The organism is Absicoccus porci (assembly GCF_003725415.1).
GTDB lineage: Bacteria > Bacillota_I > Bacilli_A > Erysipelotrichales > Erysipelotrichaceae > Absicoccus > Absicoccus porci.
The window spans coordinates 87,246-111,538 of the sequence record NZ_RJQC01000003.1 but is presented as its reverse complement, the minus strand read 5'-3'; the positions used below and the strand labels follow the sequence as shown (position 1 = coordinate 111,538).

General features: G+C 42.1%; 25 protein-coding genes, 1 tRNA gene and 1 other annotated feature. Of the genes, 8 read left to right on the top strand and 18 right to left on the bottom strand.

All coding sequences use genetic code 11. The features are described 5' to 3' along the window. Positions 1–17: 17 nt before the first annotated feature. Both EDX97_RS08605 and EDX97_RS08600 read right to left on the bottom strand, forming a co-directional pair. Positions 18–3,071 carry an AAA family ATPase gene (locus EDX97_RS08605; RefSeq protein ID WP_128520760.1) on the bottom strand — a complete coding sequence of 1,018 codons (3,054 nt, stop codon included), beginning with the start codon at positions 3,069–3,071 and terminating at the stop codon, positions 18–20. Next, positions 3,068–4,207: an exonuclease SbcCD subunit D gene (locus EDX97_RS08600; RefSeq protein WP_128520759.1), complete on the bottom strand. Its 1,140-nt coding sequence runs from the start codon at positions 4,205–4,207 to the stop codon at positions 3,068–3,070. The genes EDX97_RS08605 and EDX97_RS08600 overlap by 4 nt, the downstream gene beginning before the upstream one ends. 131 nt (positions 4,208–4,338) lie before the next feature. On the opposite strand from EDX97_RS08600, the gene EDX97_RS08595 reads away from it, so the two are divergent. Together EDX97_RS08595 and EDX97_RS12270 are read left to right on the top strand one after the other, a co-directional pair. Then, positions 4,339–5,775 (top strand): aryl-sulfate sulfotransferase, encoded by a 1,437-nt coding sequence (locus tag EDX97_RS08595; protein WP_128520758.1) that lies wholly within the window; start codon positions 4,339–4,341, stop codon positions 5,773–5,775. Continuing rightward, complete coding sequence (locus EDX97_RS12270; protein ID WP_128520944.1) at positions 5,739–6,014, top strand: aryl-sulfate sulfotransferase; 276 nt, start codon at positions 5,739–5,741, stop codon at positions 6,012–6,014. Before EDX97_RS08595 ends, EDX97_RS12270 begins: the two co-directional genes overlap by 37 nt. 103 nt (positions 6,015–6,117) lie before the next feature. Here EDX97_RS12270 and EDX97_RS08585 read toward each other — a convergent pair whose 3' ends face one another. The 4 genes from EDX97_RS08585 to EDX97_RS08570 all read right to left on the bottom strand — a co-directional run bounded on the left by EDX97_RS08585 (position 6,118) and on the right by EDX97_RS08570 (position 9,807). Then, complete coding sequence (locus EDX97_RS08585) at positions 6,118–6,963, bottom strand: MetQ/NlpA family ABC transporter substrate-binding protein (protein WP_128520757.1); 846 nt, start codon at positions 6,961–6,963, stop codon at positions 6,118–6,120. 97 nt (positions 6,964–7,060) lie between these two features. Beyond that, positions 7,061–7,729, bottom strand: a complete 669-nt coding sequence (locus EDX97_RS08580; protein WP_128520756.1) for a methionine ABC transporter permease — start codon at positions 7,727–7,729, stop codon at positions 7,061–7,063. Further along, the gene (locus EDX97_RS08575) at positions 7,710–8,756 is read right to left on the bottom strand and encodes a methionine ABC transporter ATP-binding protein (RefSeq protein ID WP_128520755.1); all 1,047 of its coding nucleotides are present in this window, start codon (positions 8,754–8,756) and stop codon (positions 7,710–7,712) included. Before EDX97_RS08575 ends, EDX97_RS08580 begins: the two co-directional genes overlap by 20 nt. Positions 8,757–8,792: 36 nt before the next feature. Continuing rightward, positions 8,793–9,019: a binding site (T-box leader), on the bottom strand. Positions 9,020–9,084: 65 nt separating this feature from the next. Beyond that, complete coding sequence (locus EDX97_RS08570; RefSeq protein ID WP_128520754.1) at positions 9,085–9,807, bottom strand: amidohydrolase family protein; 723 nt, start codon at positions 9,805–9,807, stop codon at positions 9,085–9,087. Positions 9,808–9,899: 92 nt separating this feature from the next. On the opposite strand from EDX97_RS08570, the gene EDX97_RS08565 reads away from it, so the two are divergent. After that, complete coding sequence (locus tag EDX97_RS08565; protein WP_128520753.1) at positions 9,900–10,580, top strand: alpha/beta hydrolase; 681 nt, start codon at positions 9,900–9,902, stop codon at positions 10,578–10,580. Here the strand turns inward: EDX97_RS08565 and EDX97_RS08560 are convergent. Genes EDX97_RS08560 through EDX97_RS08540 form a run of 5 tightly spaced genes read right to left on the bottom strand, consistent with a single transcriptional unit; the run spans position 10,561 to position 14,361 of the window. Next, positions 10,561–11,178: a cysteine hydrolase family protein gene (locus tag EDX97_RS08560; protein WP_128520752.1), complete on the bottom strand. Its 618-nt coding sequence runs from the start codon at positions 11,176–11,178 to the stop codon at positions 10,561–10,563. The genes EDX97_RS08565 and EDX97_RS08560 overlap by 20 nt on opposite strands. 26 nt (positions 11,179–11,204) lie before the next feature. Then, positions 11,205–12,227, bottom strand: a complete 1,023-nt coding sequence (gene recA / locus EDX97_RS08555; RefSeq protein ID WP_128520751.1) for a recombinase RecA — start codon at positions 12,225–12,227, stop codon at positions 11,205–11,207. After that, a complete protein-coding gene (locus tag EDX97_RS08550) occupies positions 12,228–12,707 on the bottom strand; it encodes a CinA family protein (RefSeq protein ID WP_128520750.1) in 480 nt (159 codons plus the stop codon). Next, entirely contained in the window at positions 12,707–13,285 is a 579-nt protein-coding gene (pgsA, locus tag EDX97_RS08545) for a CDP-diacylglycerol--glycerol-3-phosphate 3-phosphatidyltransferase (RefSeq protein ID WP_128520749.1), read from the bottom strand. Before pgsA ends, EDX97_RS08550 begins: the two co-directional genes overlap by 1 nt. An 11-nt stretch (positions 13,286–13,296) precedes the next feature. Next, entirely contained in the window at positions 13,297–14,361 is a 1,065-nt protein-coding gene (locus EDX97_RS08540) for a helix-turn-helix domain-containing protein (RefSeq protein ID WP_183164325.1), read from the bottom strand. A 121-nt stretch (positions 14,362–14,482) separates the two neighbouring features. Between EDX97_RS08540 and EDX97_RS08535 the strand changes: the two genes are divergently transcribed. From EDX97_RS08535 to EDX97_RS08520, 4 genes are all read left to right on the top strand, one after another. Next, positions 14,483–14,556 (top strand) — tRNA-Thr (locus EDX97_RS08535). Positions 14,557–14,684: 128 nt separating this feature from the next. Further along, the gene (locus tag EDX97_RS08530) at positions 14,685–15,959 is read left to right on the top strand and encodes a 2-hydroxyacyl-CoA dehydratase subunit D (protein ID WP_128520747.1); all 1,275 of its coding nucleotides are present in this window, start codon (positions 14,685–14,687) and stop codon (positions 15,957–15,959) included. Continuing rightward, the gene (locus EDX97_RS08525) at positions 15,956–16,810 is read left to right on the top strand and encodes a 2-hydroxyacyl-CoA dehydratase family protein (protein WP_128520746.1); all 855 of its coding nucleotides are present in this window, start codon (positions 15,956–15,958) and stop codon (positions 16,808–16,810) included. The genes EDX97_RS08530 and EDX97_RS08525 overlap by 4 nt, the downstream gene beginning before the upstream one ends. Positions 16,811–16,824: 14 nt before the next feature. After that, positions 16,825–17,439 (top strand): acyl-CoA dehydratase activase, encoded by a 615-nt coding sequence (locus EDX97_RS08520; RefSeq protein ID WP_128520745.1) that lies wholly within the window; start codon positions 16,825–16,827, stop codon positions 17,437–17,439. A gap of 77 nt (positions 17,440–17,516) precedes the next feature. Here the strand turns inward: EDX97_RS08520 and EDX97_RS08515 are convergent, their stop codons facing one another. Then, positions 17,517–19,133 carry a recombinase family protein gene (locus EDX97_RS08515; RefSeq protein WP_002596236.1) on the bottom strand — a complete coding sequence of 539 codons (1,617 nt, stop codon included), beginning with the start codon at positions 19,131–19,133 and terminating at the stop codon, positions 17,517–17,519. A gap of 225 nt (positions 19,134–19,358) precedes the next feature. Between EDX97_RS08515 and EDX97_RS08510 the strand changes: the two genes are divergently transcribed. Further along, on the top strand, positions 19,359–19,559 hold the full coding sequence (locus tag EDX97_RS08510) for a hypothetical protein (protein WP_002596235.1): 201 nt from the start codon (positions 19,359–19,361) through the stop codon (positions 19,557–19,559). Positions 19,560–19,623: 64 nt separating this feature from the next. Here EDX97_RS08510 and EDX97_RS08505 read toward each other — a convergent pair whose 3' ends face one another. The 6 genes from EDX97_RS08505 to EDX97_RS08480 form a co-directional block, all read right to left on the bottom strand. Next, positions 19,624–19,818 carry a transposon-encoded TnpW family protein gene (locus EDX97_RS08505; RefSeq protein ID WP_002596234.1) on the bottom strand — a complete coding sequence of 65 codons (195 nt, stop codon included), beginning with the start codon at positions 19,816–19,818 and terminating at the stop codon, positions 19,624–19,626. A 14-nt stretch (positions 19,819–19,832) separates the two neighbouring features. Then, positions 19,833–20,675, bottom strand: a complete 843-nt coding sequence (locus EDX97_RS08500) for an ATP-binding protein (RefSeq protein ID WP_002596233.1) — start codon at positions 20,673–20,675, stop codon at positions 19,833–19,835. Continuing rightward, entirely contained in the window at positions 20,672–21,466 is a 795-nt protein-coding gene (locus EDX97_RS08495) for a replication initiator protein A (protein WP_006356266.1), read from the bottom strand. The genes EDX97_RS08500 and EDX97_RS08495 overlap by 4 nt, the downstream gene beginning before the upstream one ends. A 72-nt stretch (positions 21,467–21,538) precedes the next feature. Next, complete coding sequence (locus EDX97_RS08490) at positions 21,539–21,904, bottom strand: cysteine-rich VLP domain-containing protein (protein WP_425386754.1); 366 nt, start codon at positions 21,902–21,904, stop codon at positions 21,539–21,541. Positions 21,905–21,914: 10 nt separating this feature from the next. Then, on the bottom strand, positions 21,915–23,540 hold the full coding sequence (locus EDX97_RS08485) for a relaxase/mobilization nuclease domain-containing protein (protein ID WP_128520744.1): 1,626 nt from the start codon (positions 23,538–23,540) through the stop codon (positions 21,915–21,917). After that, positions 23,512–23,910 carry a plasmid mobilization protein gene (locus tag EDX97_RS08480; protein ID WP_002596229.1) on the bottom strand — a complete coding sequence of 133 codons (399 nt, stop codon included), beginning with the start codon at positions 23,908–23,910 and terminating at the stop codon, positions 23,512–23,514. Before EDX97_RS08480 ends, EDX97_RS08485 begins: the two co-directional genes overlap by 29 nt. Positions 23,911–24,293: the final 383 nt, after the last annotated feature.

The window sequence follows — 24,293 nt, the reverse complement described above, 5'->3', positions numbered from 1 at the left end:
GTTCGATTTCCAACAAATTAGCTTATTTGCCAACGAATATGTGATCCCTTATTATCTTTGGTAACAATCAATTGATCTTCTATGGCTTGTTTTAATTCATCCACATGACTAATCAAGCCAATCATTTTAGTACCCGTCGACATACGTTGTAAAACGCGAATTGCTTGTTTGCGTGCATGATCATCCAAAGTCCCAAAACCTTCATCAATAAATAATATATCCAATTGAATACCTGATGCATGGGCTTGAATTTCATCGGCCATTCCTAAAGCCAAAGACAAAGCGGCCATAAAAGATTCACCGCCAGACAACGTACGAACTTCCCTTGTTTGTCCGGTCACATGAGAATACACCATAAAATCAAGACCTCGGTTTTTACCTTCTCCGGCACTTTCTAATTCTTTCATACGCAATTCAAACATGCCAGAAGACATTTCCAAGAAGCGAGCATTTGCGGCATCCAGAATACGAGCTAGATATGTTCGTTGCACATAGGTTTCGATATCCATGCGAGATCCAGAAACATTTCCAGATAACTGTCGATACAAACGATCATACATCGCATATGTCTGTAGCGCTTTTTGATGGTGTTGCCATTGTACTTGAATCGTTTGAATGGTTTTTTGATTATTTTCAAATCGCTGCGATCGTCGCATAGCTTGTTGAGAAATTTCACTGAGCATTTGTTCTGCTGCTTTTAATTTTTCTTCCATGCTTGTTAGGTCTGGTCTTGGTTGACCCTTGATCAATTGTTTCGCATCTTGTATTTGCGTTCGGATCGTTGTCATCGATTGTTTATATGCATCCATCTCTTGTTTCCATGTTTCCACATCTTCTTTTGTGTATTGTTTGACATAGGTTTGCCAATCTTCCAATGGTTCTTCTTTTTGTTTATTTTCAAAAGTGAATTGCGTATTTTCTACCAATTGTTTTCGTTGTGGTTGTTCTTGCTCATATTTATTCATTAACGTCGTGATTTGATGCCATTCGGCCACGGCCTTCTCATACGCAGACTGAATTTTTTGGTAAGACTGCTCCTTTTTAGACTTTTCTGCCTCTTTGATTTTCCATTGTTGTTCTGCCAAAAATAACGATTCAAAAGGTGTTTCTTTTTTCAGAGTTTCCTTTTGCACACGATATTTTTCCTTTTGTATGGACAAATCTTGTTGACGATTTTGACAAGTTAAGAGATTGGTTTCTAAATCCGTTAATTGGGAAGAAATCATTTCCATTTGTTTGGTACTGTTCTGGTACTGTTTTTGATCATCTTGCCATTGTTTCCATTGTTTTTCAAACATTTGATAGGCGCTTGAAAAATCACCCGCATGGGCATCTATCAATTCTTGTCGTTTCTTTGTCATCGCATCAATATCATAGGCAATCTTTTCTCTTTCGGTATCTAAACTTTGTACCAAGGCCTGTTGTTCATTGATATCTTCTTTTGTGATCGTATCTTCTTGTTGTGTAGCTGGATGCGGATGTTGACAAGAACCACAAACTGGACAAGGTTTGCCTGGTTCTAACTTGGCTGCCAATAAACCGGCTTGTGCATCATAAAACTGATTGGACAATTGTAGATAACTAATTAAAGCTTGATCATGTTCAAAAGATGTATTGGTATAAGCGCCTTGTTGCATTTTTATTTTGGCTTCTAATGCATCAATTTCATCCAAATCTTTATCCCATACATCCAATTCTTGTTTTTGGTTTTCCAGTTGTAGTTTTCGGACATCGAGATCTTTCATCGCATCCACAATGGTTTGATGTGCATCAAAATCTTCTTTTAATGTTGTTTGTTTTTTTGACAATTCTTCCAAATTCAGCTCATTCTGTTTTATTTGTTCATTGACTTGTTTTCCTACTGTATCGCAATGATCGATTTCATCAAATATGTTGCGTGCTCTTTGTATTTGTTCTTCAAATGTATGATATTCTTTCATCCATGCATCATATTGTGTTTTTTCACGGACTACTTTTTGATGCAGATCTTCCATATTTTTATGTAAGATTGGTTCTTGCTTCTGGGCTTGTGATAAAGAATCCATCACTTCTTTATAGAAAGTCAATGCTTGGGTATATTGTTGATACAAATGGGATAATTCCCATGCTTGCTCGGTTTTCTTGATCAAAGTTTGTTTCTTTTCCATGCTTGGCTTTTGGGCATCAAGTTCGGCTTTTTTTGCATTCGCTACAGATAAAGATTGATAGGCCTCTTCCAATTGGATGGCTTGTTGATGTAAGGAATAATAGTGATCTCTTTCTTGTTGGGCTTTCTTCTCCTTTTCGATCCAGATCTCTTTTTCTTGCTTTTCTGTTTCCAAAGCAATTTCTAACTGTTGAATATATCCATCCCAGTCATTGTTTTGATTTTGAACGATTGTTTGTCGCATCGCCATCAAGACCGGATCTTCTAATTCTAGATGTTCCAATTCCGAAATCAATCGTGTCTTAAATTGAGATAAATCGTTTTCTCCTTTTTTCTTTCGCTCATTGGCTTGATCAATGATCTTCTGATAAATATCGGTATGAAATAGTTTACGAAAAATAGCTTTTTTATCATCGGAATTTGAACGCAAAACATCCATGAACTCGCCTTGTGCAATCATTGCTACCTGCATAAATTGTTCTTTGGATAACCCCATAATTTGTTCAATTCTCGCATTGGTTTCTTTTGGCGGATAGATTCGTCCATCCGGCATGGTCAATGAAACCGAACCATTTTCCGCTTTTTCTTTACGTTGTCCTTTTTTAGGCCCTCGTTTATACACCTGATAATGCGCAGGTACACGATGAATCGTATATGTTTGTCCATGATCCGTAAAAGTTAATTCAACATATGGCGTTGTTTCATATGAACTAAATTGACTTTGCAAGATGGAACCCATTTTTTTATTGTTGTTGGAACTGGCTTGTCCATATAACGCAAATACAAGAGCATCAAAGATGGTTGTCTTGCCGGATCCAGTATTGCCAGTAATCAAGAACAGATTCTGATTGGGTTTATCAAAATCGATGGTGGTTGGTTGTGCATAGGATCCAAAAGCACATAAAGTCAATCGATTGGGTTTCATGCTTCCACCTCCAATACGATATTAATGATGTCTTTTAACGCTTGTTCTTCTTCATCATTCATCGCACCCAAAAATTGCGAACAAAGGGTCCATGGATCGGCTACTTGTTCTTTTGAAGAAATCGTTTGATAGGTGGATTGATATCCATATTCTCGTTTCATTTCTAATACATGCGGAAAGGCTATACGTAATCTTTTTTGAATATCGGCAACATATATATTCGTGTCATCGGTGAGTGTTAAAGAGACATAATCTTCATTAGCTTGAGCCAACAATTCTTCCAGCGTACCGGAAAGTTTACGAATCGGATGTAATGGTGATAAGGGCAAATATTGAATATGGGTGTTTCCTTTGGCTTGTAGATCAATCATCACAATATGTTTTTCTTGTTCGGCTTCACTAAGTGAATACGGCATGGGCGTACCACAATATTGAATGGTTTCCGAACCAACTTTCATGGGCTTGTGAATATGGCCTAACGCAACATAGTCAAAGTCAGCCAGTATATCCGTATATATCTGATCGATATTGCCTACCGTACAAACTTCCGAATCCATACGTTCGATGGAGGATGAATCACTGCCTTTGGGCACAAAAAACTGATGCGATACCAAGACATTGCGAATCGATGTATCGATATCTTCTCTTTGCAGCAATTTTCGCATTGAAGCATCGTATGATAATCCTTCTTCTTCAAAGATGGGACGTACCATAGAAGGTTTGATAAATGGTAATAAATAGAAACGAACAGGTCCATATGCATCTTTCAAATCAACCGTAAAGATGTGTTCCTCTTTATTTTGTGGCGGTTGACCAATCATATAGATTTTTTGTTTCGATAAGATATGACGAAAACAATCAATGCGTGGTGCACTATCGTGGTTTCCAGAAATCATCATAAATACACAGGATGGCAAGGTCATCGATAAAGTAGAAATAAATGCATCAAATAGTTCAACGGCTTGTGCACTGGGTACAGCTTTATCATAAATGTCACCGGCAATAACGATAACATCGGGATTTTCTTTTTGGGCATACGCAATGATTTGGTCAAAAACATATTTTTGATCCTGGACCAAATCATAATTCATTAAGTTCATGCCAATATGTAAATCGGATAAATGAAATATTTTCATGGTAACCTCCCTTTTGTTTACATATAGTATAATCCATTGCGCATTTGGAATAAAATTTCGATTATTTTTAGATTTTTTTAAGGTATAACTCATTTTTCATTTGCTAAAATTAACTCATTCAGGAGAAATGTATGAAAATACATCGAAAGCTTGTCGTTTGTCTCTTCGCATTTGCGATGATGCTAAGTGCTTGCTCGACAACCAGCACCGCACAAATCACAGACAATGGTGATGCCGTATTGAAAAATACGAACTTTGATTCTTTGGAAAGTCGCACGAAAAAAAAGGTGGCCTCAATAGTCGAAACTGTGTATTCAACTGACTATTCCAATGCAGTCAAAGAAAATATTGATAATCTAAAGAATAAAAAGGATTATACCGAAGATGATATGTTGATCATCCATGATTCATATGGTATCAACAATTTGTCTTTATACGTTTATTTCAAAACGGATAAAGCCGTTCAAGTATCTTATACGATTCAGGCAAACGATACGTCCGATTTTAATGAAACCGTTGAGAAAAGTACGAAGAAAACCCATGAGTTTACAGTGATTGGTTTGATTCCAAATACGACCAATACGATTACCTTTACATTAACAGATGCCATTGGTAAAAAGACCACAAAGATGGTGAAATACAAGATGCGTAAAAAATTGGGTGTGGAAGAAACCAATTTGCAAGTAACTGCTAATAATGAAACCCAATCTTTATCAAATGGTTTATATGCCATTTTAGGAAATGATAGTGATGATCAAGATTTTGTTTATTATTATGACAACAATGGAACACTTCGTGGTGAAACCCCAATTGTTGGGTATCGTGCCCATCGTTTATTGTTCCGCAATGGTTTGATGTACTATAGTATTTCCGAAACAAAAATAGCCGCCGTCAATTCCTTAGTACAAGTCAAGAAAATCATTCATACAGGTAATTATGAGTTGCATCATGATTATTGTTTCGATGATGATGGCAATTTACTTGTTTTAGGAAGTAAAGAAGGCGATTCGTATAGTGATTCAAATAGTGAAGATCTCATCTTGCGAATCGATCCTGATAAAGATAAGATCCTACAAGTCATTGATTTAGGTGAAATTTTAGGCGACTATAAAGCAACGACACATAAAGGTTCTACAACCAACCAAGAAGGTGTTCTAGGTCTGGACTGGATGCATATCAATGCGATTCAATGGCTAGGAAACAATACCGTGATTCTATCGAGTCGTGAAACTTCATCGATTTTGAAGATTAGTAATTTGTTTGGTGATAGTCCAAATATTGATTATATCATTGGTCAACAGAATTTCTGGGATGCGACATATGGCGATAAGGTATTGACGCAAGTTGGTACATTCCCGAATACAGGTGGTCAACACAGTGTAACCATTGAATACGATGATAGCTTGCCAGATGGTCAATATTATCTATACATGTTCAATAACAACTATGGTGTATCCGCAACACAGGATTACGACTGGACACAAATCGACGGTATTTATACAACAAGTATGTCGCAAATGACGACTGAGAAATTGCGAATGCATCGTCGTATTACTATAAGTATTTAGTTGATGAAAATGCTGGTACCTATGAATTAGTCAAATCCTTTGCGGTTCCCTATTCATCCTTTATTTCCAGTGTCCAAGAAATTGGAGATACCATTGTCGTTGATTCTGGAGGCCAAGGTATCTTTGGTGAATATACACAAGATGGAACTTTGTTAAAACAATTCAAGATGAAAATGAATAAATATATGATCTATCGTGTATATAAATATGACTTTGATGGATTCTACTTCAATAAATAACAGAATTGAGTGAGGTGAAATGCCTCACTCGATTTTTGCATGAAAAAAAAACCAGCAGAAGCAAGACCCATACGCTTCTAACTGGCTCCAATTGGACAATTATTTATTCAACCGGTAATACGGTTCCTTTGAATTCATCTTTGATCCATTTTTTCGTTTCATCGGATTTTAAGATCTTAACCAAAGCTTTTACAGCTTTACTATTTTTATTTGTTTCTTTTACGGCAATGACATTTCCATATGTTTTGGCAACTTCACCAGAACTGGATTCACTAGCTAACAACTTATCCGTAACTTTCGCATCCAATGCATAGTTACCATTGATAATACCAAAATCAACATCACCCAATTTAGAAGCAATTTGCGCACCATCCATTTCGACTAAATCTAATTTATGTGGATTGGAAGTAACTGCTTTTAATGTGATTTTTGTGGTTGTTGGTGTTACGCTCTTCTTCAATGTGATTAAACCTTGATCTTGCAACAACAATAGAGCACGTGCTTCATTGGATTCATCATTTGGAATCGCAATTTGGGCACCATCGGCAATATTATCCAAATCATCACTCTTACCAGAATAAATACCCATTGGTTCAAAATGGATCTTTCCAGCTGATACTAGATATCCATCATCGCCTTTTTTGTATCCTTTATCTTTATTATAAGATGTTAGATATGGTTGATGCTGGAAATAGTTGGCATCCAAGGAACCATCCGAAGTCGAAGGATCAATTTCAGGATAATCCGAAAATTCTTTGATTTTTAGTTTATATCCTTTTGCTTCAAATTCTTTTTTTACATGCTTCAAAATGATGGCATGTGGCGATGTTGTCGCTCCGACAGTTAATGTTTTTGTTTGTTTAGCGGATACATCCGGTGCATTGGCAACAACTAAAGATAATGCCAAAGTGGAAGCAGCCACGGCTTTAATAATTTTACTTAGTTTCATTGTTCTCTCTCCCTTTGTTTTATTTAAGTACTCATAGAGTATCATAACCCTTATTATTTGAATACTAGTCAATTTTAATATTGGCTATAAATATTTTTTATCGCGTAAATTTATCAACCAGTCGATCGCCGATGATTTGAATAACAGAAATAATCAATAAGATCAAAACGATGATCACAAAGGTGATATCTCCCATCGATCGATACAAACCATAACGAATGGCCATATCACCTAATCCACCAGCGCCGATGGTACCAACGATTGCAATTTGGCCAACCAACGCAATCATGGAAATCGTGATTCCACGAATCATGCCTGGAATGTTTTCGCGTAATAAGACTTTAAAAATGATTTCTTTTGGGCTCAGCCCCATTGCTTGACTGGCCTCGATGATACCGGGGTCAATTTCCATCATGGATGTTTCCATCTGTCGAGCAATAAATGGTGCGGTTCCAATCACCAGAGGTACCAAAGCAGCTTGCATACCAATGGTCGTACCACAAATAAAACGAGTTACGACAGCAACGGTTGGAACTAAAATGATAAATGGAATGGAACGAAATAAGTTAATGATCTTATCTAAGATCCAAAAAACAACTTTGTTTTCGAGAATACCGCCCTTTCGTGTCACAACAACAATAACACCCAGAAACAAGCCTAGAATGGTTGAAATGACACCACTGATGATCAACATATATAAGGTATCTGCAATGGCACTCGGAAATTCATCCGCATATGTAATGACATTAGAAAACCATGCTTCCATATTTTTTCACCTCCACTTTTACGCCACTTTTCTTAAAATATTCAAATCCTTTTTTAATATCTTCACTATCTCCTGTAAAGATGGCTTCAATTTGACCAATTGGACTGTCATGTACAATCTCTACATTGGCAAATAATAAATTGATATTCACATTAAATTCACGCGATACCGTGGATATGATTGGTTCAGCCGTATTGGCACTTTGATACTGCAAATGAACTAAAACTTGATTTTCTTTTAAGGCAATCAATGGATTCTCTTCTTCAATAAACGCATCGATCTTTCGCGTATTATTCGTTGTATTGATAAAGTTTTTGGTGACCTCTTGTTGTGGATCACTAAATACGGAAACAATATCCCCATTTTCAACGACACGGCCATTTTCCATGACGGCGATATGATCACATACTTCTTTGACAACAGCCATTTCATGGGTAATGATAACAACTGTAATGTGCATTTCACGATTGATCTTTTTGATTAGATCCAAAATCGTTTGTGTCGTTTGTGGATCCAATGCACTGGTTGCTTCATCACATAACAATACTTTAGGATTATTGGCTAAAGCACGAGCAATGGCGACACGCTGTTTTTGACCACCAGATAATTGACTCGGATAAGAATCTTTCCTTTCTTCCAGATCGATCAGTTCCAATAATTCACTTACTCTTTGTTTGATCCGGTTTTTATCCCATCCAATATGTTCCAATGGCATCGCAATATTGTCATAAACCGTGCGAGATTTCATCAAATTAAAATGTTGGAAGATCATTCCCATTTTTTGTCGTTCCACACGCAATTCTTTCGGTGTTAATTTTAACAAGTCTTTATCTTCCAAATAAACGTTTCCACTATCGGGACGTTCTAGTAAATTGATACAACGAACTAAGGTACTTTTTCCAGCTCCTGAAAAACCAATGATGCCGAAGATTTCCCCTTCTTGAATGTGTAAGCTGACATTTTTAACCGCTTGCACTTCCCCATCTTTGGTTTGGAACGTTTTGGATACATGTTCCAATCGAATCATATTTTCTATTCTCCTCTTCATAAAAAAAGCCCCATCCATTAGGACGAAAGGCTTCGTGTTACCACCTAATATTCATGAAACAATCGCTTGTTTCACCTTATCGAGTACTTCACTCTTGTGCTTTAACGAACACACCCGGCATAACTTACCTATCAGCTATACAACTCCAAGGCCATCTTCAACATATATTTTTGATCTGTTTCCACCATCCACAGACTCTCTATTCAAATTTATATGCCTACTCTTCTCTTCAACGTCCTTGTTTCATTATATCGAGAATTCATCGTTTGTCAATATAATTACTATATTCATACATGATTAATAGGCTTTAGCAAACTCGCCAATCTGGATAAAACTGAATACCATTCTTGATCATCCGATGAATCAAAGGACGACCCAACGTCTGAAAATAATGTTCAATTGTCGGCACCTGCAAGACAAGAATATCTGCTCTTTTACCAATTTCAATCGAACCACGATCATCCAAATGGTATTCCTTGGCAGGAACGGATGTCATCGATTCAAGAACAGGACGACTCGGTACATTCAAACTATTAAACAATTGATAGGCCAATGGCTGAAAACTATACACATAGCTATTGGGACGACCAAAGCCACAAGATAAACAAAATTTTTTATATGTTTTTTCAAACATTTTTCGCGATTCAATAATAGGCACATCCGATGTATTTTTTTTCAAAAAAACATCTTGTGTCAACTCATGCCGCAACAGCGATTTTTGATTGGTTAATAAAGTTAAAATGCCATTCATTTTCATTGCAAACAAAGCAGAACCATCTTGGCGTAACTGATCGCCCAATCGAACATGGTGAAATCCTTCATAGTTGCAATCAATAAAAGCAGGTAAGACACATTCCCCACAAGAATCAATCACAACGGTTGCCGGATCTAACCATTTTTTAAAACTATGCGTTCCAAAATCGATGATTTGATCATGATGAATGGCTAAAAACGCTTGATGCAATATGGTAAAATGCGCATCACATGTATATAAATTTTCAATATTTTTTATGATCAACGTAGCTTTCATACGACCATTATAAACTATTTGTTCTTGCTTTTCTTCTATTGATTCTATTTTTCGCTTTGACTATAATAAGTCCAAATCGGAGGTATACAAATATGTTTTTCTTTCATCATACCGAAAAACCCGTTATCGTGACTATTCACGGATTTGGTAAACGTCTTCATACAGAATTTGATCCATTAGCTACCTATTTTGAACAACGTCACTATGCTGTCATACAATTTGATATTTATGATATCAACAATCCAGATGATGCAGATCCCAAACAATGGATCGAACGATGTGAGAAAAAGCTATTAGAAATTACGAAACAGTATAAACACATCGTTTTAATTGGTTTTTCCATGGGCGGTGTCATTGCTTCGTATCTGGCATCCATCTTTACGGTTGACCAACTGATCTTAGTTGCTCCCGCATTTGAATATATCAGTGCGCATACGGTACTTGAATATGGTGTAAAAGCTGTCAAAAACATCTATCAAAATCAACCGCCAAAAGAAGAAAAGCCGAGTTCGAAACAAACAACGGCTTTTACTGAAATTGTGAATACCTATCGGGAATCGATTGCTTCTGTGGATTGTCCTGTCTTGCTTCTCCATGGCTTAAAAGATGAAGTCATTCCGCTTTCCAGCAGTCGAAACGCCTATCAAAAAATCAAAGGGAAACATCGTTTGATTTGTTTTGAAGATGGAAAACATCGCATGTTGTATGACAATACGATCCAAGAAACCATTTACCCTATCATTGAATTGATGATTACCAATCGGTTGATGTAATGGTAGAAACCACATCAATACCATTCATAGCCATATTGGTTAGACTATATGCATTCCACATCGTAGCGGGATGCATTTTATTATCGTATGTATCTACACAATCAACCGGAACAATCAAGCGATGTTCTTCCTTATTGTGTTCATTTAACCAGCTTTGAAAACTCAAAACAAACTGTAAGATACATAAATCCGTACAACAACCTGTAATGATAATATCTTTGTACCAAGATAATTCATCTTGTAAAAATTCTTGAAATTCCGGAGCCATAAAGGTATTGGTACTATTTTTGGCAATGGTTCGCTTAATATATGGTTGTAAAGAATCAATCACTTTGGCTTCACTTGTACCAATGACACAATGTGCTGGAAACGCTTGAAATTCCCTTGTATGTGGTGGGTGATTATCACACACAAACATATTCCGGCAATCCAATCCTTTTAATATACGTTCGATGGATGGACTGATTCCATCAATGCCTTCATCATGCAAAGCGCCTTCATTCACAAAACCATTGACCATATCAACCACAAAAATAATGGGATCTTTTAGTTGACTAGCTTGCATCGATGCATATTCATTTTTCTCTAACCGCGCCATACCTACTCCTTCTAAAAAAGATGTGACTAAGCCACATCTTTTTGTTCGGCTTCATACGCCTTTAATTCTTGTTCAATTTGTTCCTTAAATTCAGGATGCTCTTTGATATATTGTTTGACAGAATCTCGTCCCTGGCCAATTTTATCCCCTTTATAACTGAACCAAGAACCACTCTTATGAATGATATCTGCCTCTATACAAAGATCAATCAATTCAGAAATATAGGAAATTCCTTCTCCATAAATGATTTCCAATGTGGCTGTTTTGAATGGGGGTGCCACCTTGTTCTTCACTACACGCACCTTCACTTTATTTCCAATCATTTCGGAACCATTTTTAATCACTTCCGAACGACGAATATCTAAACGAACCGATGCATAAAACTTTAATGCACGTCCGCCAGGTGTCGTTTCTGGATTTCCATAGATAACGCCCACTTTTTCACGAAGCTGATTGATAAAAATTGCCGTACACTCATTATGATTCATGATACCTGCTAATTTACGCATGGCCTTTGACATCATACGCGCTTGAGCACCTACTTGTAGATCACCCATTTCACCATCTAATTCGGATTGCGGAACCAGAGCCGCCACACTATCGATTACAACAAGATCCACAGCCCCGCTGGCCACCAACATATTCATGATGTTCAATCCTTGTTCACCAGAATCCGGTTGCGATAAGATCAATTCTTCAATATCAACGCCTAGATTTCGTGCATACACAGGATCAATCGCATTTTCAGCATCGATGAAAGCAGCTCGTCCACCGGCTTTTTGGACTTCAGCAATCGCATGCAAAGCCAATGTCGTTTTACCACTTGATTCGGGACCATAAATTTCAATGATACGTCCTTTTGGATACCCGCCAATACCTAAGGCACGATCCAACAGTAAACTACCCGAATGAATGGGTTCTACATTGACGGCTGGTCGATCACCCAACTTCATGACCGAACCTTTTCCATATTCACGTTCGATTTGTTTGACGACATCCTCTAACAATTTATCTTTATTATCGGTTGTTTCGGCTTTTTTTGTTGCCATTTATTCACACTCCTTTTTCACTTGTGCTAACAAGTTTTCAATCATTTGTTCCACTACATAAGTGCGAACTTCATTCCTATCCATCCTATCACATTGGAAATGAAAGGGATATGTATTTGCTCGTGTTGCAATGGCACAATAGACACATCCAGCCGGTTTTCCTTCCATCGTAGAAGGACCGGCATTTCCTGTAAAGGATACCGCAAAATCAACATCCATCAATTGTTGGGTATGTTCCGCCATCGATTTCGCACATGGACTCGAAACGACCCCATACTCTTCTACGATAGAATGTTCGACATGGACCAATTTTTCTTTTATTTCCGTCCAATATGTCACAAAGCCACCTTTTAAAACCCGACTTGCACCTGGAACGCACGCAACCGTTGCGCTAAATAAACCAGCTGTTAAACTTTCACAACTGGCTATGGTAAAACCTTGTTCGCTACATAATTGCACCAATTCTTCCACTGGTTTCATTACATGCTCTCCAAGACATATTTTTTTAATTTCACAAAATAGATATAACCACTATATAAAGACATCAAAGTGGCTAACCATAATAATATGGTACCCATTGGAATACCAATCAAAGCAAATGGCCAATTGCGTAACAAAAGTACACATAACGCGATCATTTGTAAGACCGTCTTGCATTTACCATAAATACCGGCACTGACAACGCGACCGTGTTGAGCGGCTACCATACGTAAACCATCCACGATCAAATCACGAGCCGTCATCAATAGGACTGCAATTAAATTTGCTTGTCCCGTTGCAGCCATCATGATCAATAAGGTATTGACCAATAATTTATCGGCAATAGGATCGGCAAACTTACCAAAGGATGTAATTAAATTATTTTTACGTGCAATACGACCATCCAATAAATCGGTGATTGATGCCGCCGCAAAAATCAAAAACGTCAAAATATCACGTACGGCTAAACCACTCTTTGGATCTATGACACCAATGGTCGTTGGTATGCATAAATAGACTATAACCACGATTGGCACCATGATAATACGAGCCATTGTTAACTTATTTGGTAAATTCATCGTAACATCTCCTATTCACTTGTTGTTTGATCTGTTGTTGTCGTATCGGTGGAAGTTGTACTATCTGTAGCCGTACTATCCGTCGTCGAACTATCCGTCGAATCGGTACTATTGGATGTCGTTACTTCAAAATATAAAACAGCTGGTGTTCCTTTGTCCCAATTCGTTTTTGAGAAAGACACCGATTTACCATTCAAACGAATCTTGTTGTTGTCATACGTACCAATTTCCACTTGAATCAAACAAGCCGAATCCACACTGATGGTTTGTTTAAATGTACCGGAATATTCTTTATCTGCTGACGAATTGACCAATTCATCATCTTTGTAAACAGCCACTGTACTATCGCTAGGTAACGTAATGGTCAACTGTAATTTTTGTGAACCTTCTACCACATTGGATACTTCATAGGCATTATTGTCTTTATCCGTTGCTGTTAATGTGATCTCATTGTTCGTTTCTTCTTGGATTGTTTTTTGTTTGGCTAATTGTTCCGTTTGCTTTTCTTTTTGTTTAATTTCGGCTTGTCGTTGTGCTTCTTCGGCCGCTAAACGACGATTATTCGCATAGCTAACTCCCATATTAAATAAAGACAAAACCAAAACGACAACGATCGCAATGATCACAATATGATATGTTCGTGCATACTTTGATGCATTCATACGTTTATTCCAATTGCGAATTCGAGTGAAAAAACCATCGTCTTTCTTTTTATTTTTCTTCTGTTTCTTTGCTTTCTTACGTTGTTGCGTTTGTTTCTTTGGCGCCGAACTTGGTTTCTTTGCCTGTGGTTTTGGTTTCGGTTTTTGCATTGCCATTTGTTGCTTGCGAGCTTGTTCATAAGCTGATAAGTTTGCTTCCACTTGTGGTTGTATAGCTTGCCAATTGACACCGATGGCTTCACAATATGATTGAATAAAATAACGAATAAAGGAATAATCATCATTAAATACTTCTAAATGATTTTCTTCAATTGCTTCAATGTATTGTGGTGCTAATCGCGTTTGCGAAGATATATCTTGAATAGAAAGCTGTAAAGCTAATCTACGTTGTTTCAATATTTGATAATAAGTCACTACTGTTCCCCCTATAATCTTACTTATTATATCAAAAAATGATTCTACCTTGTAGGTGGATGTCAGTTAAATTTTTATAGTAGTTGACAAACCACCATTTTATCTGTCAAAATAGAAGCATGCCGATATAGTATAATGGCAATACGGATCCATGGTAAGGATCAACTCGTGGTTCAATTCCGCGTATCGGCACCATTGAAAATTAGGGTTTCTTTACAGAAACTCTTTTTTTTGTTCAATTTTAGACATTTGTCTAAACTTATTTTTCAACTATGATGTCTTGTGTTATTTTAATTCTATCTAACAATTAAAGAGAGGATACTATGTCCAATATCTATGAGATGTTTGGTGATTACATGTATAAAGAAACGTTTCACAATCCGAAACGTGCACAAAAAATTTTATGTCTAGCTTATGAAGCTTTTGGTCTCAAATCAAAAGTCTTTCCCAATAAAAATTTATCCAAAGCGAATCAATATTTAGCGAATGTAACGATGGATGCCATCGTTAAACCTTTTTCTCATCCAGAAAACTCTGTACTAACCAGTATTTTCTTTCCAAGCGAATTAATTCATGCCTTTGGTTTAGATCCCCTATGTGCGGAACAATTTTCTGCCTATATCAATGGAGCCAAAGCCACACGAGCTTTCCGTGAAATTGCCGAAGGTGCCGGCATTGCCGAAACCTATTGTTCTTACCATAAAATACTTATGGGTGCTTCTCTAGTTGGTGTGTTGCCAAAACCAACTTGTATTGTCAATACATCCATCATTTGTGATGCGAATAACTTAACGTTCCGACAAGTAGCACAAGATGAAAACGTCCCTCACTATTATGTGGATGTTCCCTTTGAAAAATCCGAAACATCCGTTCAATATGTAACCAAACAATTAGAAGATTTGATTCCTTGGTTAGAAGAAAAAACGGGTTGTAAATTGGATTGGAACGTTCTTAAACAGAATTTGGTCCGTTCCAAAGAAACCATTGATACGATAAAAGAAACCTATACATATCGAAAAAATCGTTATGTTCCCAATGACCTAACCAGTGAATTATTCCAAGCATTGGCCATCAATACGGCTTTAGGTACGCCTGGTGCGCTAAAGTTTGCACAAATGTTGTTGGAAGAATACAAACAAGCACCCAAATCGCATGCACGAAAAATCGTTTGGATGCACACCAATCCCCAATGGCAACAACCTTTAAAAGATATCTTCAATTATTCCCAAGATTGGCAAGTCATCGCCACTGATATGTGTTTTGCAACCTTAGATATTGAAATTGGCCCCGAAAAACCATTGGAATCGTTAGCACGACGTATGGTATATAACACCTATAATGGCCATGCCCAAGATCGTATTCAAGCTACTGCCGATATGGTCAAAAAATTGGATGCCGATGGCGTCATTTGTTTCTGTCATTGGGGTTGTAAAGAAACTTGTGGTGCGAGTGCGATGATCAAAAATAATCTGGAAGCACAAGGTATTCCAACCCTGATCTTAAATGGTGATGGTGTTGACCCAGCCAATTCATCGGATGGTCAAATTCAAACTCGAGTCGAAGCCTTTTTAGAAATGTTGGAGGACCATGCAGCATGATGTACTATACTTGTAAATACACACCCCTAGAAATTTTAGCTGGATTTGATGTTGAAACACAGCGATTAGATCCACATCCAGATACGGTTGATTGTGCCAATGGCTGTACCCATCCTAATCTTTGTGGATTTGGGAAAGCTATTATTGAAACTATTCATACACAAAACATTAAAGAAGTCATTTTGACCGATTGTTGTGACGTCATGCGACGTATTTATGATGTTTTATTGACATTTGAAGATCTTGATTTTGTCTATTTCTTACCACTACCTCATAAAGGTGGCAAATTAGAAGTCGATTTATATGAACAACGAATCAAAGATTTTATTCAAGCTTATCAAGCATATAGTCATAAAACATTTGATATCAATAAAGCGATACAAGCCTATCTGGCACAACCAGAACAACCAGAAAGAGAAGATCCTTATACTCGATTAACCGGTGCACATGGTGGTAGTTTGTTGCTAGAAAAAATCAAAGACACTTTCCCTACCGTTCAAGTCATTGATGATACTTGTAGTGGCAATAGATATGTCGAAAAAGAAGAAGTCAATGCGGAAAACTTTTTACACGTGTATGCCAACCATATCCTCAATCAAAGAAAACCTTGTATGCGAATGCTTCATACTAAAGATCGAAATAAAGATGAACATCCGGTTGGAACGATTTATCATACGATGAAATTCTGCGATTATTATGGATTTGAATATATGAATATGAAAGAAGATGTGAATATGCCCTTATTAAAAATTGAAACCGATGCCACGCCACAAAGTAGCGGACAATTAAAAACTCGTTTAGATGCATTTGCTGAAACATTAGGTGTTAAAAACAACAAACCCGCAAAGTAAATACAGATCAGCCTATTTACATTGCGGGAATCGATTCCGGATCCACAAGTACGGATGCCATTATCATTGATGAAAACGCAAATATCATTGGTCGATCCATTGTAGCAACCGGTATTGGAGCTACGCAAAGTGCGGATAAAGCCTTACAAATCGCATTGGAAGATGCCCATCTTTCCAAAGATCAATTAACCAATGTGGTCACAACCGGATATGGTCGAGAAAATATTGGTAAGAATACGGATTCGGTTACGGAAATTACTTGTCATGCCAAAGGTGCGCATTATTTACATCCAGAAACCAAAACAATCATCGATATTGGTGGTCAAGATTCAAAAGTCATTCGAATTGATGAACAAGGCAATGTAGAGAACTTTGTCATGAATGATAAATGTGCTGCCGGAACCGGTCGTTTCTTAGATGCTCAAGCCCGCGCTTTAAATATGTCACTGGAAGAATTATCGAAAACCGGATTAAACTGGAAAAATGATATTACCATTTCCAGTATGTGTACCATGTTTGCTGAAAGTGAAGTCATTTCCTTAGTGGCCGATAATGTTGCCATCAGTGATATCATCCATGGTTTAAATAAATCGGTTGCTTCAAAAACAGCCTCGTTTGCTTATGTGTGATAAAGAAGCAATAGAAGTGCAAAAAATTTTGCCGTTCCTATCCGACACTTGGCCATTGTGTCGGATAGGTCGGGCGGTTATTCGGGCAAGTCAATCTTGCCGACAAAGCTGTAATAAATCTCAATGTCCTGCCTGCGGGTGCCGTTCTCATCATAGCTGCACTCATGCACCACAATTTTCTCGATCATTTCCCGCAAGAGAGTGGGGGTCAGTTCTTCAAAGGCAAGGTGCTTGCGGACAATGCCCATAAATTTCTCGGCGTTGACGGTAGCTGCCTGTGACTTGTCCAGTTCGGCTTGCAGGGCGGCGGCTCTCTTTTTCAGCTCCGCTTGCTCGGCTTCGTAGTCAGCCGACAGTTCCATGAAACGCTCATCGCTGATTTTGCCGTTTACATTGTCCTCATACAGCCGCTTGATAATGCGGCTGATTTCAGAAATGCGTTCCTGCGCCTGTTCAAGCTGCTTGATGGCTGCGGCGGTCTTTCGCTTGCCGCCGATCTCGTTCTGCTGGACAAGTAGTTTCACAAACCGGCTCTCATGCTTGGCTGCGTATTCGGTCACTTGCCGGAGATTTGCCAGGACACCAGCGGTCAACAGATCGGTGCGGATAAAGTGCGCCGTACAGTTGCGGGTGCGCTTCTTGTAGCTGCCGCAGATGTAGCAGTCCTGTTTGCGGTCTTTGTTCTGATACCGCTGCTGATACAGCACATGGCCGCAGTCGGCGCAGAACAAAATCCCGGAGAACAGCCCCACTTCATCGTAGCGGTTCGGGCGTTTGCGCTGTTTGCGTAACTCCTGCACCCGTTCCCATGTTTCCTTGTCGATGATCGGCTCATGGTGGTTCTCGAAAATGGCCTGCTTCTCGACGGGGTTCTCTATGCTGTGCTTGACCTTATAAGAAGGCTTTTCCGTTTTGAAGTTCACCAGACATCCGGTGTACTCTCGGTTTTCGAGGATATGAACGACGGTGTTGGTCGCCCATTTGCACTCATAGCCTGGGTGATAACGGCGGGTGCTGCCTGTCCGCTGATATTCCAGCGTCCCCGGCGTGGGGATTTGCTGCTCCGTCAGCATACGGGCAATCTTGGTCGGGCCGTTCCCGGCAAGGCAAAGCTGGTAAATCTGCTGCACCACCGGGGCGGCTTCCTCGTCTATAATAAAATTCTCGTCCTCGTCCATCACATAGCCGTAAACCGGCTTGCTGGTAACAGGCTTGCCGCTCATGCCTTTTGACTTTTTCACTGCCTTGATTTTCTTGCTCGTATCTCTCACCAGCCATTCATTGAACAGATTTCGCAGCGGGGTAAAATCGTTGTCCATGCCCTCGCTGGCACTGTCCACATTATCGTTGACAGCGATAAAACGCACACCCTTTTGAGGGAACAGCATTTCCGTGTAAAACCCTACCTGCAAGTAGTTTCGCCCTAACCGGCTCATGTCCTTGACGATGACCGTACCCACTTTCCCGGCTTCAATGTCCGCAAGCATGGCTTGAAATCCGGGCCGCTGGAAGTTCGCGCCGGAAAAACCGTCGTCGGTGTACCAGCGCAGATTGGTAAAGCCGTTCTGTTTTGCGTAGGTTTCGAGTATCCTTTTTTGGTTCGATATGGAATTACTCTCGCCTTGCAATTCATCCTCGTGGGACAATCTCGGATAAAGGGCGGTAATGAGGTTTTGGGTGGCTTGTCTTAACATAAAATCCTCCGTTTCCGACAGCCAGCCCCACTATTCCGTGGTTTCATTGTACCACGGAACGGCGGGGGCTGTACAGCGGCAAAAGCGTTAAATTTGCTTCTTTACAGCTTTTCAATTTTCCGATTTTTATGGTATGGGTTGTCGTCCCATATTTGCAGTAGAAAAGTTCATAACTCCGTGGTATACTCTGATTTAACAAAAAAATCAGAAGTTAAAGGAGAAAACATGAAGTATACAATAGATGAATTAACCGCGGCCAAAAGGCAAATTGATTCAACTCTGCACAAGCTAAGAGAAACAGTAAAAACATTTGAATCAAAGGATAATTCCGAGCGTTATAAATCACAAATCACATTGGCAAAGAGAAGAATAAAAGCCTTTGAAATTGCAAATTATTTTATAGAGAATGAGATTAAGAATTGCTAAAGCACTTCCGATTTTCGTTCCAGCGGTCATGCTCCCTGGCATGGCCGCTTTTCCATGCCCCGGTTCACGCCGGATAAGTCGGCTCCTGTGTAGCAGCGGCTTCCGCTTCCAGTACCCGCGCCATTTTGTCGGCGGCTGTGGTTGTGGTGTCTTTCTTGAAATAGCCGGACACGACAAGGACGGAATTGCCCATGCGGATTTCCGTCACACAGTCAGGGCGGCGGGTGGTGCGGGTGTCGTGCTGCTTGTTATCTGCCATAGGCAATACTCCTTTCAGTCGGTAATCAGTTTCTTCATGCTCTCCATTTTCCGCTTGGCGGTTTCCTGCCGGAAGTTGTCGCCGGTAAAGCGTACCGGGACGCACATGGAAAGCAGGCGGTCATAAATCCGGGAATGGGCGGTGTCCTCCGGGTTGTGCAGGTCGTCCAGCGTAAGGTTGGTCGTGACGATCAGCGGCTTGCCGCTGCGGTAACGGCTGTCAATCACATTGAACACCTGTTCCAGCCCGTATTCCGTCCCGCGTTCCATGCCGAAGTCGTCAAGGATCAGCAGCGGATAACGACAAAGGCGGGAAATGTACTCGTTGCGCCCCTCAAAGCTGGCGGCAAGGTCATTGAGGATAAGAGCAAAGTTCGTCATGCGGACGGGGATTTCTTTCTCCATGAGGGCGTTTGCGATACAGCCTGCAAGGTAGCTTTTGCCGGTGCCTACGCCGCCCCAGAACAGGCAGCCGATATTGTCTGTCCGCATATCTTCCCAATGCTCCACATACCGGCGGGCAAGCCCGGTCTGCGGGTTCCTGCCGTTGTCGTTCTCGAAAGTCCAGTCCCGCATGGTGGGGTCGGTAAAGCCCCGGCGTTTCAGTTCTTCCACGGTGTCAAGGTGTCTGCGCCGCTTTTCGGCGGCTTCCCGTTCCTCGCGGGCGGTTCTCTGGCAGTCGCACTCTGCCGGGTGGCGGTCGCGCCCGAAGATAGCGGCCTTATCCGGCGCAAAATAGGCTTCTTTCGGCTTGCGGCACTTGCCGCAGTACAGTAAACCGTCCTCGCCGGTGTAGTCCTCCGGCTCCGGGATGGTGGTCGTCATATTCTCCAAAACCGCGTTGATTTCATTCTTCATAAACTCTCGCCCTCCTTGCATGAGTAGTCTGGTATGCCCTTTTTAGGGGCTTCCTTTTTGTCGTTCCCCGCCCATATCCGCAGGGCGGCGGCATAGTTCTGGTAGCTTTTCCCGTTGGCGGCAAGGTAGCGGCTCATTTCCTCGATGAACCGTTCCAGCCTGTCAGGGTACTCTGCCTGCAACTCGTCGTATTCGGTCTGTGACAGAAAAATATTTCCATATCGGCCATAGGGCGCGGACGGCCCCCCACTCACTCCCTTTGTTTGGCTCTCTGTAAGGTTGTTTATAGTAGTTTGGTTAGGGGACGGTTTTCCGACCATCATAAGGTCGGTTTTCTGACCATCAGTAGGACGGTTTTCCGGCTCTATGAGGGGCGGACTTCCGGCCATCAGTTGGTCTGAAAACTGTACCTGTGGCACTGGCGGTACTTTGACATAAAGCCGGTTCGGTGCGGAGAAGCCGCCCCGTTCCCGTTCCAACAGCCCCGCCGTGTCCAGTTCATTAAGCGCCCCCTTGATGGTGGTGCTGCCTTTATCCAGTATTTCTGCTATCTCCGCGATGGGATAGATAATATAAATCCTGCCCTCGTCGTCCAGCCACTTGTTTTTCTGGGAGAGGGTGGAACGGTCTAACAGCAGCGAATACAGCAGCTTGGCGGTCTGTGAAATCTCCATTTTCAGCAGGAAACGGGGATACGGCAGATAGGCGGGCAGCCGCGTGTCTGCCCTGATATAATCAGCGATAGGATCACCTCCCTGTGTTCGGGTTGATTTTGGCGTATTGTCACGCATTAAAACGCCGTTTCCGGGGGAAAAGGATAAATGTATCGCGTACCCTTTGACACCCACGAAAAAAGCCTTGATTTATGCGGGTTTGAAAGGCTCTAAAGCGTGACATCTCTGCCTTTGTTTCCGCTTTCTCTCGGCGGCTTTGATTTTCTTCATGCGCCCGGCGCAGTCGGGGCAGTATTTTCCCCGGTTGGATTTGGGGACAAAGGCCGCCCCGCAGACGGCACACCGTTTCCGGCTTCCCCGGCACAAGAGGGCTGCGGCCAGCTCCCCGTCAAGGGGCAGGACAGCCACACGGAACCAGTGGCACATGAGGGAAAAGGAAATGCTCTGGACGCACACGCAAGGCTCCCCGTCGTCCAATAGCAGGCAGTTCCCCTCATCGTAGTTACAGCACTCATGTACCAGCCGCCGCGCCCGCCGGTGCTGGCGGTAGTCCATGTGGGGCAGGTTATCGCTCATGGCTCTGCTCCTTTCTGCGGTGCGGCTCGTCCCGGCGCAAAATCTGGTCGATGTTCCGCTTGACGGTCTGCAACTCCTTGAACCGCTGTTTCTGTTCGTGATAGGTGTTATACAGGCCGTCTTTCTCGGAGATAAGCTGCTCGATCTCGGCCTGCAACGCTTTCCGGGCGGGCAGCTTGGTAATGCCATGCGCCTTGAAATACCGGGCTGCTGCGTCGGCTATGATAAAATCGCTCTCATGGGCCTGCCGGTATGCGGCGCGGGCTTTCTCGGATTTCTGTGCCCGCAGCCCGTCGCGGGCGGCCTTGGTCTGGGCGTAGGCCAACACCTGCCGCTGCAACTTCTTTTTCCCTTGCAGCTTCGTTTCCAGTGCTTTCAGTTCGCCGCTGGTCTGGCGCATTTTCTGATAGGCGGTGTCAACGGCGGCTTCTAACTGCTCCGGGGAAGTAAAGCCGTATTGCTGGTAGACGGACAGCGTTTTGGCGGCCTGCTTCAGATTGTGTATCTTCGCCCAGCGTTCATAGCCCCGGCCTTTGCCCTCGGCCATTTTCTGCTCAATGTCCACAAGCCGCTGCACTCCGTCCTGTTTCGGGGCGGCTATCTCGGCTCTGGCAACCTGCAAGCGGTCTTTTATGGTGCGTGGGGGATCGGGGGATCTGGCTGGCGCTTCGGCTGCTCTGGCGGCGTTTTGCTCTAAAACGGCAAAGACAGCGGCGCGGTCAAAATCGTCGCCCAGCTTCCGGGCGGTAATTGGCTTTGTCCTGTCCGGCGTGAGGTAGGAAAGCCGCCCCCGGCTCTCCTTGACGGTCACACCCTCCTGCAGCAACAGAGAGGAAAACTCGTCAAAGCTGGCGGCGGTGGCAAGGGCTTTCCGTAGGGTCTGCCGCAGCTTCTCCTTGTTCGTTTCAAACTTGGTCTGCCGGGGCGCGATACTATCGGCAATCATGGGGGCGTTCTGCTTGTCCAGCGCGGCCTGTCCCTTTTTCTGCGCCCAATACTCCCGGTCGGTGACGCGGTTCTTGCTGCCGTTCAAGAGGTCGATTTGATAAAGCCCCTCCCGGTGGCACATCTCCATGACTTCGGATTTGAAGTAGCGCAGGGCAGCGTCGGTACATCGGTGCTTGCAGCCGACTTTCGTATCGGCCGGCCTGTCCATGTAGGGCAGGAACGGCACTTCCTCAATCCGCAGGCTGTTTATGACGATATGCACATGAATGTTGCCGCTGTGGTTATGCCCGTCCGGGTGGGTGCAGACAAGGGCCTGGTGGCCGGGAAAATGCTCTTTACAGAATTGTTCCCCCAACGCCTGCGCCCGGTCTACGGTCAGGCCGTTGTCCGGCCCGTCCCGCGGGTCAAAGCTGATGATGTAGTGGTGGCTTTTCACATCTTCCCGCCGCTGGTTTTTCTGATAGCGGAGATTGGCCCGCATACACGCAACGGCAAAATCCTCCCCGTCGCAGTTCAGCGTGGACAGCCGGTAGTCCTCGCGGGGGATAAGCCTGCCGGTTTCATCAAGGACGGGCTTCATGGTAAACTCGTCATGCTCAAAGAGAAGATATTGCTCGGCGGCTCCGTAGTCGGCGTTTTTAGAGTTGATATGCTTGAGTGTTGCCAACCGCGTCACCTACTTTCTTGAGGACTTCATACTTGAGGACGGCAAGGTCGGATATGGCGGCGCGTACCTCGCCGGAAAGGGTGTTGTAGGGTACGCCGTATTCGTTCAGATACCGGGCAATCTGATTGAGGTTGCCGCCGATCCTGCCGTACTCGGCTGTCAGCTTCCCGACAGCGGAAAGCAACTCGTCATTGACCGACGACACATGGACAACCGGGCGTATGGTCGCCCGCCGTATCGCCTGCCGGAGAAATTCGGACTGGCTGATACCATAGGGCGCAAGCCGCGCTGTGAAGTCGGCATACTCATCTTCGGACAGCCGGGTTTTCACAACGCGGCTGCGGTGGGGCGTGTTGTATTTCTTTCGCATGGTGTGACCTCCTTTCTCGCCCGTAAGGGCGCATGAGCAGGGTTTGGGGAAGGCACTCCCCAACAAGTTTCCCGCGAGGGGCAAAACTGCAGAATTGCGGATTTTGGCACCGTGGTAGAAACTTGCTCTCCGTGACTGCAAACTTTCTCTCACTTCCGTCCGCCACTTTTTTGGAAAACTGCAACCACAAAAGTTTGTTTCTCTTTTTCTGCTACTACTAATCCTGTAAAGGGCATTCCTGCCCGCTTTCGCTAAAATGACACCGGACGCAGTGGTTTCTACCCGGTGTTGGAGAAATCCTTTCTCTTTGCCCTCTACTACGGGTAAATGCTCCAAATGCCAAACACCAGGGCAGAAAAATTCCCTCCTCGCTTACTACTACA